Raw genomic sequence first — 14,879 nt, forward strand, 5'->3', positions numbered from 1 at the left:
AAGAAGAAGTAAAAGAACCAACAAAAGAAGTTGAAGAATCAAAAGAAGAAGTAAAAGAACCAACAAAAGAAGTTGAAGGACCGAAAGAAGAAGTGAAAGAACCGTCAAAAGAAGTTGAAGAGTCAAAAGAAGAGCCAAAAGAACCAACAAAAGAAGTTGAAGAATCGGAAGAAGAAGTAAAAGAGCCGGTAAAAGAAGTTGAAGACCCGAAAGAAGAAGTAAAAGAACCAGCAAAAGAAGTTGAAGGTCCGAAAGAAGAAATAAAAGAGCCCACAAAAGAAGTTGAAGAATCAAAAGAAGAAGTAAAAGAACCAACAAAAGAAGTTGAAGAATCGAAAGAAGAAGTAAAAGAGCCAACAACAGGAGTTGAAGAATCGAAAGAAAAAGTGAAAGAGCCAACAACAGGAGTTGAAGGATCAAAAGAAGTAAAAGAACCAGGAAAAGGAAGTGAAGGTTCAAAAGACGCAGTAAATCAATCAGCAGTAGTTCAAGAACAAAACGTGAATAATCAGGTTGTGGAAGAAAAAGTAGCAGAGAATCAAAACGTGAAAGAAAATAAACCAGCTATTAATAAACAAGAAGAAAGTAAAAAATCGCTAGGAGCAACAGGAGGACAAGAAAATAATGTATCTTTATTTGGTGGCCTAGCATTAGTTCTTTCAGCACTGAGTATGTTTGTATTTAGAAAGAGATTATTTAAGAAATAAAAACGTTTTATTTTATTATAACGTAAAATGATTATATGTTTTTTGGAGAAGACATTATTATGGCAATTTCATTTTGAAATATGCTTATGATAATGTCTTTTTTAAAAAGGATATAAATGGAAAAAGTGTGAATGTATTAGAGAAGGAGGAGAGGTTATGTATGTCAGTACTATTTTAAAGGTTGAAGAGATTGCATCATTTATTGCAACCGTAAATAAAGACGCTACGCATCATGTTGGCTATTGCGGAGACGAGAAAGAGGAGTTGTTACAGACAATTATCCATGATTTTTCGGATATAGGATGGGAACAATCTTTTGTTGCTACTTATGAGAATCATAATTTAATAGGTGTATTAGGATTTGATGTGGATGAAGTAAAAAAGTGTGCAGAAATTTGGGGACCGTTTATTCTTTCAGGAAATTGGGAAGAAGTTGCTTTACATATGTGGAAGGAACTTATCGAAAAGATGCCTTTTCATATTGAGAAGTTGTATGGTTTTTATAATGTGGAAAATAATAATTGTGCCCGCTTAATGGAGGATTTACATGCAAAAGAACAAGAGAGACATAGTATTTTCAGTTTAAGCTATAATATTGTGGAAGAACGTAGTATTTGCAATGTAGAAGAAGCTTTACCACAAGTATTTGAGCAGTTTATCTCTTTACACAATAATGTTTTTCCTAATACATATTATGAAGGAAATGAAATTATCGAACGTTTAAGTGATACGAATAAATTATTTGTAAGTATGAAGAATGAGAAGTTAGAAGGTTACGTATATGTGGAAGTAAATCCAGAGTTTCAAGAAGCGAATATCGAATTTATTGCAACCGCTGAAAATAGTAGAAGAAAAGGTGTCGGAGAGCGGTTATTACAAGCTGCTATTCAGTATATTTTCTCGTTCCAAGGGATGAGAGAGATAGAACTATGTTTAAATAAGAATAATGATCGTGCGATGAAGCTATACAAGAAAGTAGGTTTTGAGGAGAAAGCATGTTTACAACACTATATAATAGAGTAAAAAAACCCATTCGTATGAAAAGTATATTTCATACGAATGGGTTTTTTTTAATTTACTTTGCCGCCTTCCGTAATAATGGATTCAGGACTAATTTGAGAACCGAATTCTTCTTTTAGAAGAGGTGCTAATCTTTACATAACCTTTTTTATTTTTTGCGGAACTTCTTTCGTTTGCGAATTAACATCTTCTTTTCGCAGTTCTTTAAAGAGAGAAGTAACCATAAGAACGACTACGATAGAAAATGGTAGTGCTGCAATTATAGCTGCAATTTGTAGTGCATTTAACCCTCCAGCTTGTAATAAAATAGCTGCAATTATCGCGATTGTTAAGCCCCATATAAGTTTTAAACTATTTTTCGGTGATAAGTTTCCGTTACTCGTTTGCATTGAAACAACAAATGTTGCCGAATCGGCAGAAGTAACGAAAAATGTGGCTACTAAAATTAACCCGATAATTGTTAAAAATGTAGAGAACGGTAGGTGTGAAATAACAGCAAATAATCCAATCTCTGTACCATTTTTTGCGATTTCATCAGCTATGCCAAGCGATTGGAACATTTCCATATGGATAGCGGTACCGCCAAATACTGCAAACCAAAATGTACAGATAAGAGTTGGGACTAATACAACTCCAAAAATAAATTCTTTTATTGTGCGTCCTTTAGAAATACGGGCGATGAATGTACCGACGAATGGAGACCAAGAGATCCACCATCCCCAATAGAAAATAGTCCAGTTTTCAATCCAAGAAGAAGATTTTTCATTAAATGCGCCTAAATTTAATCCCATACTAGGTAAAGCTCCGATATAAGAACCGAGTGTAGAAGTGAAATATTTCATAATAAATACAGTTGGTCCTAAAACTAAAAAGGAGACGAGTAATATACCTGCAAGAGAGAAATTTAAGTTACTCAAATATTTAATCCCACGATCTAAGCCTGTTTGTGCACTTGTTAAATATAAAACAGCGAAGATGGCGATAAGTACGAGTTGTGTAAGTAAAGTGTTATGAATAGAAGGGAATAAATAGCTTAATCCTCCGGCGATTTGTTGAGCACCAATCCCAACAGATGGCACAATACCGAATACTGTGGCTAAAACAGCTAAAATATCGACTGTTTTTCCGATAGGAGAATTTTTCGATCGATTAAATAAGGGAGTAACTGTAGCCCCAATTGTGCTACCTTTTTGTTTGCGGAATGTGAAATATGCAATTGTTAAAGCAACCATTGCGTATAGTGACCATGGAAAGAGACCCCAGTGGAAAAATGAATATTGCATCGCGAGCTTGGCGCTTTCCTCTGTACCTGCTTTTCCTGTTAATGGATCTGTAAAATGTGAAATCGGTTCAGCGATTCCATAAAAGAGGAGTCCAATCCCCATTCCTGCTCCAAACAACATGGATAGCCAAGATGGATAACTATATTTTGGTTTTTCTCCATCTTTACCAAGACGAATAGAACCGTACTTAGAAAATGCTAAATAAGTAGCTAAAATAATCATTGCGGTCATAAGTAGAGAGTAAAACCATCCAAATTTATTGAGGATAAATGAGTTTAAGGAAGATGTAACACTTTGTAAATCATAGCCTTGTATCCAACTTGCCGGGGTAATTCCCCATATGATGAATAATGTTGTTAGCAAGATGGAGATATAAAATACACTGTTTTCTTTTTTTATCATAGAATCCCACCCTTGTTTAATAAAGTTAACAATTATATTAACCATAACAATTAAAGGTTTAATTGTCAAAAAATTCGATTTTTATCGTGTGTAAAAGGAGAGTTTAATCGCTATAGATTCAGAATTATTGGAGGTTAGACAAAGGCAAGGGCGTTCACGATATGTACAAAATATAGGAAGAAATAATATGAAATATTGCATTTTATATTGTTATATCTATATTTTATGTTAAGTTCTTCAAGGGAATATTTAAATAGGGGGCAATGATATGAACAAGAAAACAAAGATCAATAAAGTTATGCTTAGTATTAGTACAATGGCTCTATCGTTAGGGGCATTTCAAACCTATGTATCAGCGGAAGAAAAAGTACCGTATAATGTGTTGAAAACAAAACCGGTTGGAATTGAAAAGCCAATAGATGAAGTGGGACATATTTCAAAAGTTGATGAAACATTATCGTTTCAAGAACGGTTAAAAGTAGGAGACTTTTCGCAGCGACCAGCATCTATTATGAAGAGTCCAGAAGTAAGGCAAATTAAAGACAGCTATTCAATGGCTGATTTAAACAAAATGAGTAATCAAGAATTAGTTGAAACGCTAGGAAGTATTAAGTGGAACCAAATTACAGACTTATTCCAGTTCAATGAAGATGCACAGGCTTTTTATAAAGACAAAGGGAAAATGCAAGTAGTTATAGATGAATTAGCTCATCGAGGTAGTACATTTACGAAAGATGATTCAAAAGGAATTCAAACGTTTACGGAAGTGTTACGATCAGCTTTTTATCTTGCATTTTATAATAATGAATTAAGCGATTTAAATGAAAGAAGCTTCCAAGATAAATGTTTACCTGCTTTAAAAGCAATCGCAACAAATCCAAATTTTAAGCTCGGTACATATGAGCAAGATTCAGTCATATCTGCATACGGTAAATTAATCAGCAATGCTTCAAGTGATGTAGAAACGGTTCAATACGCAGCTAATATTTTAAAACAATACAATGATAATCTTCGTACGTATGTAGACGATCGTATGAAAGGACAAGCTGTATACGATCTTATGCAAGGTATTGATTATGATATGCAATCTTATTTATTTGAAACTCGTAAAGAGGCAAAAGATACAATGTGGCATGGGCAAGTAGATGGGTTTATTAATGAAATAAATCGTATCGCTCTTTTAAATGAAATAACACCAGAAAATAAGTGGCTCGTTAATAATGGAATTTATTTTGCTAGTCGTTTAGGAAAGTTTCATAGTAATCCAAATAAAGGATTAGAGGTTGTTACACAAGCAATGCATATGTACCCGCGTTTAAGTGAGCCATATTTTGTTGCAGTAGAACAAATTACAACAAATTATAATGGAAAAGATTATAGCGGGAATACAGTAGATTTAGAGAAAATACGTAAAGAAGGAAAAGAACAGTACTTACCAAAAACATACACATTCGATGATGGATCTATCGTGTTTAAAACTGGAGATAAAGTATCAGAAGAAAAAATTAAGAGACTATACTGGGCTGCGAAGGAAGTAAAAGCGCAGTATCATCGTGTAATTGGAAATGACGAAGCGTTAGAGCCAGGCAATGCAGATGATGTATTAACGATAGTGATTTATAACAGTCCAGAGGAGTATCAGTTAAATAGACAACTGTATGGATATGAAACAAACAACGGTGGAATTTATATTGAAGAAACAGGAACATTCTTTACATATGAGCGTACGCCAGAACAAAGCATTTATAGTTTAGAAGAATTATTCCGTCATGAGTTTACTCATTATCTTCAAGGCAGATTTGAAGTGCCAGGTTTATTTGGAAGAGGAGATATGTATCAAAATGAGAGATTAACTTGGTTCCAAGAAGGGAATGCTGAATTTTTCGCAGGGTCTACTCGTACAAATAATGTAGTACCGAGAAAGAGCATTATTAGTGGATTATCATCTGATCCTGCAAGCCGTTATACAGCAGAGCGCACACTATTTGCTAAATATGGTTCTTGGGATTTCTATAATTACTCGTTCGCATTGCAATCTTATCTATACACACATCAATTTGAAACATTTGATAAAATTCAAGATTTAATTCGTGCAAATGACGTGAAAAATTATGATGCTTATCGTGAGAATTTAAGTAAAGACTCTAAACTAAATAAAGAGTATCAAGAGTATATGCAGCAGCTAATCGATAATCAAGATAAATATAATGTACCGGAAGTAGCAGATGATTATTTAGCTGAACATGCACCGAAATCACTAACAGCAGTAGAGAAGGAAATTAGTGAAACGTTACCGGTGAAAGATGCAAAAATGACAAAACATAGCTCCCAATTCTTTAATACATTTACACTGGAAGGCACATTTACAGGCAATGTAACAAAAGGTGAGTCAGAAGATTGGAAAGCAATGAGCAAAAGAGTAAATGATGCTCTAGAACAACTGGCACAAAAAGAATGGAGTGGCTACAAAACTGTTACAGCATACTTCGTCAATTACCGTGTGAATAGCTCGAAGCAATTTGAATATGATGTAGTCTTCCACGGTATTGCAAAAGATGACGGAGAAAATAAAGCTCCAACGGCTACTATAAATGGCCCTTATAATGGCCTTATAAAAGAAGGTATTCAATTTAAAAGTGATGGATCAAAAGATGAAGATGGAACAATCGTTTCTTATTTATGGAACTTTGGAGATGGAAGCACAAGTGCAGAGGTTAATCCAGTACATGCATATGAAAGAGAAGGAACTTACAAAGTTGCTTTACTAGTAAAAGATGATAAAGGGGAAGAGAGCAGTAGCGAAACAACGGTCACGATTAAAGATGGAAGTTTAACGGAATTAGAACCAAATAATCGTCCAGAGGAAGCGAATCATATTGGGCTAAACACTACTATAAAAGGTAGCCTTATCGGCGGAGATCACACTGATGTTTATACATTTAATGTAGCATCAGCAAAAGATATCGATATTTCCGTTTTAAATGAGTATGGAATCGGGATGACATGGGTGCTTCACCATGAATCAGATATGCAAAATTATGCAGCTTACGGTCAAACTAATGGAAGTCATATAGAGACAAAATTTAATGCAAAACCAGGTAAGTATTATTTGTATGTATATAAATATGATAATGGCGATGGAACGTACGAATTATCAGTCAAATAAGTGTTTTTCCAATGTATGTTTAACTTTACTTTTTGTGGAAAATAGTATATTATATAGATATATAATATATCGGTTATTTACTAGGAGGAGCCTGTCACAATAGGTTTCTCCTGTTCTTTTTTAGAGGCCTGTCTTACAGGCGTTTCTTTAAAGGGTAAATAACTGAAAATTAAGAACAATAATCTTTGGAAGAGGTGGGGCATACACATAACAAAAAAGGATTGTTTAAGAGAGGGGGATAAGAAATGGTTTTGTTTGGTTATCCACTTGAGACAATTTATTTATATGGATTTATTATTGCTACTATACTCACTGTGATTTATATCTTTTTTGGAGATATATTTGAATCCATATTTAGTTTTGGAGGCGGATCGGTATCCGTTGTTACCTTATTACTTAGTTTTTTCGCCATGTTATGTGGACTTAGTTATATAGGAGAATATTTATTTTCCTTTAATAGCATTCTTATTTTCGGGGCTGCATGTGCTGTATCCTTTATTGGTGTATTCATAATGAAAATACTAATTTTAAAGCCGATTGCAGAAGCAGAACAAAATACTGTACAACGTATGGATGAATTCATAGGGTGCAAGGGAGAAGTCATTACGACAATTCCTACAGAAGGGTTTGGTGAAGTATTAATTTCCTCCCAATTTGGAAACAATGCAATCCTAGCTAAAACAGTTGGGAAGAAAGATATTTCACAAGGAACTGAAGTTATTATCGAGGGAGTCCAAGATGGTGTTTTGCTTGTACAGAACATCGCTTATTCTTTAAAGAAACCAAAATTATAAGGGGGAATTTACATGACGATTCCATTAATTATCGGTGGAGTATTACTCGCAATTTTAATTCTACTCATTTTAGTATTCATTACAAAGTATCGAACAGTTGGACCAGATGAAGCATTAATTGTTACAGGGAACTGGCTTGGTGGCGGGAAAAATGTAGTTACCACTGATGATGGAAAGAAGATTAAGATTATTCGCGGTGGCGGTACTTTCGTAGTTCCAATTATGCAAAGAGCAGAGCCTTTAAGTCTATTAAACTACAAATTAGAAGTTGGTACACGTGATACGTATACAAAGCAAGGTGTTCCGATTACAGTAAATGGTGTTTCTATTATTAAAGTGGGATCTACCATTGAAGAAGTTTCTACAGCAGCTGAACAATATTTAGGAAAAGAAACAGAAGAGTTAAAGATAGAAGCAAAAGAAGTTTTAGAAGGTCATTTACGTGCGATTTTATCTTCTATGACAGTAGAAGATGCGTATAGTAATAGAGAGCAATTTGCTCAAAAGGTGCATGAAGTAGCGTCTACAGATTTAAAGAAGATGGGTCTTCGCATCGTTTCCTTTACAATTAAAGAAATTATGGATAAGAACGGTTACTTAGATGCACTCGGTCAGCCGCAAATTGCGACAGTTAAGCGTGATGCAACTATTGCGAATGCAGAGCGTGAAAAAGAAGCTCGGATTGAGAAAGCTCGTGCTGAGAAAGAAGCGAAAGAAGCTGAATATCAACGTGATGCCCAAATCGCTGAAGCTGAAAAACATAAAGAGTTAAAAGTACAATCTTATAAGAGAGAGCAAGAACAAGCTCGAGCAGACGCGGATCTTTCTTACGAATTACAACAAGCGAAAGCACAACAAGGTGTTACAGAAGAGCAAATGCGCGTTAAAATTATTGAGCGTGAGAAACAAATTGAATTAGAAGAAAAAGAGATTGCGCGTCGTGAGAAGCAATACGATGCAGAAGTAAAGAAAAAAGCAGATGCAGATCGCTATGCTGTTGAGCAATCAGCGGAAGCAGAAAAAGTAAAACAAATTAAAAAGGCAGATGCGGATCAATATAAGATTGAAGCTGAAGCGAGAGCTCGTGCAGAAGAAGTACGTGTAGAAGGTTTAGCGAAGGCGGAAATCGAAAAAGCGCAAGGTCAAGCAAAAGCAGAAGTACAAAAAGCACAAGGTACAGCGGAAGCAGATGTTATTAGATTAAAAGGTTTAGCAGAAGCAGAAGCGAAACAAAAAATTGCAGAGGCATTTGAATTATATGGTCAAGCGGCAATTATGGATATGGTTCTTAAAATGCTTCCAAGTTATGCGAAGGAACTTGCAAGCCCACTTAGCAATATTGATAAAATTACAGTTGTCGATACAGGCGGCGGTGGTAAAAATAGCGGCGCTGGAAAAGTTGCAGGTTATGCGACTGATTTAATGGCAACAATGCAAGAAACGTTAAAAGCTTCTTCTGGCATTGATTTAAAAGAGCTATTAGAAGGATTTGCTGGAAAAGGAGCAGTACAACAATTATCAAACGATAAACCGGTTGTATCTGTAGTAGAAGATGAAAAAAAAGAAGTAGCAAAGGATAAAGAATAGTAAAGCGGGAGGAACCTCTAGTAAGTGAGATACTAGAGGTTCTTCTGTGAATTGTAATATTTCGAATAATATACATTTTTATATATTGTTTTAATTATATAAATTATATAGAATGAAAAAGGTATGTATCAACTCTTCAATAGAGAAAGAGATAGAGAGTCGTATTGATACATTTTAATCGTATGATTTATATAAAGAAATTAAATGTAAGACAATTACATTTAAAACGGTATGGAGGGGTAGAAATATGTTTCAAGGGAAATTAAGGAGTAGTAGCTTAAAAGCAAAGTTACTTGTATCATTTGTTATCATTTTAATTCTTCCAAGTATTGTAATTGGTTGGACGTCTTATCAACAAGCGAAGACAAACTTTAATGAAACGATTTCACAATCAGCGCAAGATAACGTAAAGATTTTAAACAATGTTATTAACAAAGAGATAGACAGTAAAAAGGTAGACGCAGTATATTTTACAAAGTTATTTAATGGAGTAAGTTATGGAACTGATCAGCACCAAAATGTGCAAAATAAATTAGAAGAATATAATAAATTACATCCGGAAATAGAAGCGATTTATACGGGATCTAGTACTGGACAATTTATTCAATCACCATCTATTCAAATGCCAGACGGGTATAATCCTACAGAAAGAGATTGGTATAAAGACGCAACGAAAAAAAGCGGAGAAGTGGTGATCACAGCTCCCTATAAATCAACGACAACAGGGAATATTGTTATTACAATAGCAAAACAAAATGAGGATAAAAGTGGTGTTCTCGGTATTGATTTAATTATTAATGATATAGTAACAACTTCGAAAATGGTCAATATCGGCAAAAAAGGATATGTAGCAATCTTCGACCAATCTAAAAATGTAATAGCGCACCCGACGCTGAAGCCAGGTAACAAAATAGAAGAAAAACTAGAGAAAGAATTATACAAACAGGAAACAGGTGATTTTAAATTCAAACTTGATGGTGATGATCGCAATATTACCTTTATAACAAATAAGCAGACTGGATGGAAAATAGCAGGAATTATGCCTTCAAAAGAAATTATCGAAGCAGCTAACCCTATTTTCTATAAAACGATAACTGTTATTGGTATTTCATTAATAATTGGCGGGATTTTAATTTACTTCATCATTGCTTCTATTATCAATCCATTAAAACAACTTGTTATATCATCGAAAAAAATTAGTGAAGGCGATTTAACAGAATCCATTACAGTTCATTCTAAAGATGAAATTGGACAGCTAGGAGAAAGCTTTAACGAGATGGCAGCATCATTGCAAGCGGTTATTTCCAATATAAATACTTCAGCAGGTCATGTAGCGGCATCTTCAGAAGAATTAACAGCTAGCATGAAGCAGACGAGTGAAGCGACGGAACAAATTACACAAGCGATAGAGCAAGTGTCGAGCGGGGCGGAAATACAAACGAAAGAAGTTGAAGAAGGCGCAACATTATTAGAAGAAGTTACAGAAGGAATTCAGCGTGTTGCAGATAGTTCTTCATTAGTATCCACAGCATCTATGTATACGAAGAAAAAGGCTGAAGATGGTGGGAAGTTAGTTGAACAAACTGTGAATCAAATGCAATTAATCCATGAGTCTGTTTCACAATCAGATAAAGTGATTGTGTTGTTAGATGATAAATCGAAACAAATTGGAGCAATCCTTGAGGTGATTCAACATATTGCAGAGCAGACAAATTTACTAGCATTAAATGCTGCAATTGAGGCTGCAAGAGCTGGAGAGCAAGGAAGAGGATTTGCAATTGTAGCAGATGAAGTGCGAAAGTTAGCAGAACAATCAGGACAGTCTTCTACGGAAATTGGAAAACTAGTAAAAGAGATACAATTTGACATAAAAGAAACAGTAAGCTCTATGAAGCAAGTTGGGACAGAAGTACAATCAGGACTTGTAGTTGCAAATGAAACGAAGCAAAGCTTTGCTGAAATATTGAAGTCTACAGATGATACAGTTGTACAAATTGATAGTATGGTAGAAGTAGCGAAACAAATGACAGTAGATGCAAAACAAGTTAGTGCATCTATTAATGAAATTGCAGCTACGATTGAAGAAAATGCAGCAAGTGTTCAAAATATTGCCGGCTCTTCAGAAGAACAATTAGCTTCAGTAGATGAAATCAATGCAGCAGCAGTTCATTTATCGCAAATGGCAGAAGAATTACAAGAGATGATTGGGAAGTTTAAAGTGTAATAAAAATATTAAGAAACGAGGTAGTAATTGTACTTCGTTTCTTTTTTTATGAAGAGAAAAAGAAAGAAATATAGAAACCATGTTATGATTAAGTGAAATTATAAAAAACTGTATTTTCTTTAAATTCTATCTTTAATCATGTAAGGGGAATGGTTTTGAAATTGAAAAAATTAAAACTACAACCGAGAATTACAATAACAATTAGTACACTTATTCTAGTCGTACTTCTATTAACAAGTTATTTATTTTATTACATATTGTCTGAAACGGTAGAAGAGCAAATTGGGAAACGGGCTTTGCATGTTGCGAAAACAGTTGCGGCTATACCTGAAATAACGGAAGCTTTTCAAAAAGAAAACCCAGCTTCTATCATTCAGCCAATTGCAGAAAAAATTCGAATTGATACAGATGCTGATTTTATTGTAGTTGGAAATAAAGAGGGGATTCGATATGCACATCCTAAGCGAGATAAAATAGGAGAAGCGATGGTTGGTGGAGATAATAAAGGAGTTCTGTTGGAAGGGAAATCTTATGTTTCGAAAGCAACTGGATCATTAGGCCCTTCATTACGCGGTAAAGTTCCAATCCGTAATCAAGAAAATGAAATTATAGGCGTGGTGTCTGTTGGATTTTCAATGGATGATATTCATGGAGCGGTAGAAGTGTATGGAAAGCGTGTATTTTGGATTACAGTAATAGGTCTTTTAATCGGGATAATTGGTTCTATATATTTAGCGGGAAGTATAAAAAGAATGATGTTTGGAATGGAGCCAGAAGAAATTTCATCTTTATATGAAGAGCATAGTACAGTGATTCAATCTGTACGTGAAGGAATTATTGTCATTGATCAAAATGGCATGATTAGTTTAGTCAATCAAGCAGCTTATGATATTCTTTCGCTAGATGAACAGCGAAATATTATTGGAGAATTTGTTTTAGATGTAATTCCTAATTCAACGATACTAGATGTACTTCAAACTGGTGAAGAACAGTTTGATCGTCAATTAAATATAAAAGGGCAGGCTGTTATTGCGAACCGTCTACCTATTAAAGTGAAAAATAAAGTAACTGGTGTTGTATCGAGTTTACGTTTGAAATCTGAAATGGATCAGTTAACAGCAGAGTTATCCCAGACGAAGCAATATACAGAGGCATTACGAGCGCAAACGCATGAATATAACAATTTGTTATATACGCTTTCAGGTCTTATCCAGTTAGAATCATACGAAGATGCTTTAGAACTTATTCATAAGGAAACAGCGATATATCAAGATTTTGTTCAATTTATTATGAAGCGAATTCAAAATCCATGGTTAGGTGGAATTTTAATTGGATTCTATAATAGAGCGCGAGAGTTAAAGATTGATTTTATGCTAGATCGAGAAAGTAGCTTAGATAAATTAAGCCCGCATATTGAGAGTAATTACGTCGTTTCTATTTTAGGGAATTTAATTACGAATGCATTTGAAGCAGTTGAAAGAAATGAAGAGAATGATAAGAAGATCAGGATGTTTGTAACTGATATTGGAGAAGAAATAGTAATTGAAGTGGAAGATTCAGGACCAGGGATTCATGATGAAGTCATTACTAGCATATTTTATAAAGGCTTCTCGACGAAAGAAGGCGGGAAGCGAGGATATGGATTAGCAAAAGTGAAAGAGTTAGTAGAAGATTTAAATGGAAGTATTGCAATCGAAAAAGGGGATTTAGGTGGTGCATTATTTATTATTGCATTACCAAAAGAGAGAGGTGAATTGTAATGGGTGAGGAGATTGAAGTATTGATTGTAGAAGATGATATTCGAATTGCGGATATTCATCGTCGTTTTACAGAAAAGATTGAGGGATTTAAAGTAATTGGAACAGCAACGACTGGAGAACAAGCGAAAGAATGGCTAGAGCTCGTGAAGCCACAGCTCGTTTTATTAGACGTGTACTTACCTGATATGCAAGGAACCGAACTTGTCACATATATTAGGCAGAATTTGCATGATACAGATATTATTATGATTACAGCTGCATCAGAAACAGATGTAGTGAGGCACGCTTTACGAGGCGGAGTAACAGATTATATCGTAAAGCCACTTATGTTTGATCGATTTAAGACAAGTTTGGAAAGTTACCAAAAAAAGATTGTACAGTTAAAGAAAAGTAATCAATTATCTACAGAACAAATAGAACATTTATGGTCTCAAAGAGGCGTAAAGGGAAATGAAATAGAATATGCGCCGAAAGGGTAACTAACTGTTACGATTTATTTAACCAATTATAACGAAAGTTAATTAAATATATCAGTAAGCCCTGCTAGTCAAGTGATTGGCTAGTAGTGAGGGTTAACTGCGGGCAATCCCTAAAGCTGATTGAACTACAACGTGGCTAGAAATGGTGAGCGTGAATGTTGCGAAAGCAGAAAAAATCAATTAGATGGTGCAAGGTTAAATCCTAAACACTAGAACAATGGGTCTTCCGCCTCGAATCATCTAAGTCAAAATGGATAAGATGAACGTTCAACGACTATCTCGTATAACTGACGAGAGTACACCACAAGCCTATGGTGGTGGAAAAATCCTCTATCTTTAAGTAGATAAACATATAGTCTGCGCTCATGTGAAAATATGAGAAGTTCATAAGAGAACTGGCTAAGGAATTGCGCCCTTAGTTGAACAAGATAAATTTTATTAAATCTATCAAACTTCATTGAAAACATCGAACGTACGTGCTATGTTAGGTTCAATGAGGTGAGAATAATAATGAAATTTTCACGAGTTAGTCAAGTATCAGAATTAACAGGTTTGCATCCGAGTAGTCTCAGGAGAATGCTGGTGGAACACGCTACGATTCAGAAGAACAAATCTTTCATTAAAGGAGTTACATTCTGATGATATTGGCGAAGAAAGTCAGACTAATTCCAACGCCTGAACAAGAAAAAGTGCTTAGAAACCATGCTGGAGCTGCAAGATTCGCTTATAACTATTGTAAAAGAATGAGTGATAGATATTATAAGCTATTTGGAAAATCTGTTTCACAGTTAGCTTTACAGAAACGATTTACAAAGATTAAGAAGCGAAAGAGATATGAGTGGTTACATGACATCAACGCACAAGTTCCCAAACAGGCTTCAAAAGATTTTGATACGGCGAGAAAAAATTCGTTCAAAAAGTACAAAAATGGTTATCACACTTCTTATAAATCCAAAAAAGATGTAATCCAAGGATTTTATGCCAATTATAAAAGACTGATTATAGGAAAGAAAGTAGTTCATATTCAGTCCGTTGGAGAAGTGAAAACAAGCCAACAACTACCAAGAAACAAAAAACCATCCAATCCAAGAGTTATATTTGACGGTCGTCACTGGTGGATTAGTGTAGGGTTCCAAGAAGACTTTGAATCACAAGAACTAACCGATGAGTCGATTGGTGTGGATGTTGGTTTAAAAGAACTGTTTGTAGCTTCTAATGGTATGAAAGAACGAAATATAAACAAAGATGCCAAGGTTAAAAAGCTTTTGAAAAGGAAAAAATCAGCACAAAGAGATATGTCTAGGAGATTTAAAAAAGGTGTGAAAATTCAGTCTGCCGGATATGAAAAAGCTAAAACTGAGCACCTGCGGTTATCTAGGGAAATTACGAGTATCCGAAATAACCATATCCATCAAGCGACAGCTAAATTGGTGAAAACCAAACCAATGAGAATTGTT

At 34.7% G+C, this 14,879-nt stretch carries 9 protein-coding genes and 2 pseudogenes; 10 read left to right on the plus strand and 1 reads right to left on the minus strand.

The annotated features are described in order from the left end of the window. A partial coding sequence (locus FS742_RS26705) for an LPXTG cell wall anchor domain-containing protein (protein ID WP_144616388.1) occupies positions 1–707 on the plus strand: 707 nt, incomplete at its 5' end. Positions 708–863: 156 nt separating this feature from the next. After that, positions 864–1,730, plus strand: a complete 867-nt coding sequence (locus tag FS742_RS26710) for a GNAT family N-acetyltransferase (protein ID WP_144616375.1) — start codon at positions 864–866, stop codon at positions 1,728–1,730. A 131-nt stretch (positions 1,731–1,861) separates the two neighbouring features. Here the strand turns inward: FS742_RS26710 and opuD are convergent, their stop codons facing one another. Then, positions 1,862–3,412, minus strand: a complete 1,551-nt coding sequence (gene opuD, locus FS742_RS26715) for a glycine betaine transporter OpuD (protein WP_144616377.1) — start codon at positions 3,410–3,412, stop codon at positions 1,862–1,864. Positions 3,413–3,680: 268 nt separating this feature from the next. On the opposite strand from opuD, the gene colA reads away from it, so the two are divergent. The 8 genes and pseudogenes from colA to FS742_RS26750 all read left to right on the plus strand — a co-directional run. Beyond that, entirely contained in the window at positions 3,681–6,578 is a 2,898-nt protein-coding gene (gene colA / locus FS742_RS26720; RefSeq protein WP_144616379.1) for a collagenase ColA, read from the plus strand. 245 nt (positions 6,579–6,823) lie between these two features. Then, entirely contained in the window at positions 6,824–7,372 is a 549-nt protein-coding gene (locus FS742_RS26725) for an NfeD family protein (RefSeq protein WP_144616380.1), read from the plus strand. 12 nt (positions 7,373–7,384) lie between these two features. Continuing rightward, positions 7,385–8,959, plus strand: coding sequence for a flotillin family protein (locus FS742_RS26730; protein WP_087955485.1), 1,575 nt, complete (start codon positions 7,385–7,387; stop codon positions 8,957–8,959). A 247-nt stretch (positions 8,960–9,206) separates the two neighbouring features. Then, positions 9,207–10,244 (plus strand): annotated as a pseudogene (locus tag FS742_RS28320) (HAMP domain-containing protein); the annotation flags it as partial. A 78-nt stretch (positions 10,245–10,322) separates the two neighbouring features. Continuing rightward, positions 10,323–11,183, plus strand: coding sequence for a methyl-accepting chemotaxis protein (locus FS742_RS28325; RefSeq protein ID WP_375368719.1), 861 nt, complete (start codon positions 10,323–10,325; stop codon positions 11,181–11,183). 149 nt (positions 11,184–11,332) lie between these two features. After that, positions 11,333–12,943, plus strand: a complete 1,611-nt coding sequence (locus FS742_RS26740; RefSeq protein ID WP_472924385.1) for an ATP-binding protein — start codon at positions 11,333–11,335, stop codon at positions 12,941–12,943. Next, positions 12,943–13,419, plus strand: a pseudogene (locus FS742_RS26745) (response regulator); the annotation flags it as partial. The gene FS742_RS26740 and the pseudogene FS742_RS26745, both read left to right, overlap by 1 nt. Positions 13,420–14,060: 641 nt before the next feature. Next, on the plus strand, positions 14,061–14,879 hold an 819-nt coding region (locus FS742_RS26750; protein WP_144616386.1), incomplete at its 3' end, for an RNA-guided endonuclease InsQ/TnpB family protein.

Origin of the sequence: Bacillus cereus (assembly GCF_007678085.1) — a bacterium.
Classification (GTDB): Bacteria; Bacillota; Bacilli; order Bacillales; family Bacillaceae_G; genus Bacillus_A; species Bacillus_A cereus_BE.

What these genes read in the sequence shown, in the direction of transcription:
- FS742_RS26730 (WP_087955485.1), top strand. Translation starts at nt 7,385, where the DNA reads ATGACGATTCCATTAATTATCGGTGGAGTATTACTCGCAATTTTAATT.
- FS742_RS28325 (WP_375368719.1), top strand. Translation starts at nt 10,323, where the DNA reads ATGAAGCAGACGAGTGAAGCGACGGAACAAATTACACAAGCGATAGAG.
- FS742_RS26710 (WP_144616375.1), top strand. Translation starts at nt 864, where the DNA reads ATGTATGTCAGTACTATTTTAAAGGTTGAAGAGATTGCATCATTTATT.
- FS742_RS26740 (WP_472924385.1), top strand. Translation starts at nt 11,333, where the DNA reads ATGGTTTTGAAATTGAAAAAATTAAAACTACAACCGAGAATTACAATA.
- colA (WP_144616379.1), top strand. Translation starts at nt 3,681, where the DNA reads ATGAACAAGAAAACAAAGATCAATAAAGTTATGCTTAGTATTAGTACA.
- FS742_RS26725 (WP_144616380.1), top strand. Translation starts at nt 6,824, where the DNA reads ATGGTTTTGTTTGGTTATCCACTTGAGACAATTTATTTATATGGATTT.
- opuD (WP_144616377.1), bottom strand. Translation starts at nt 3,412, where the DNA reads ATGATAAAAAAAGAAAACAGTGTATTTTATATCTCCATCTTGCTAACA.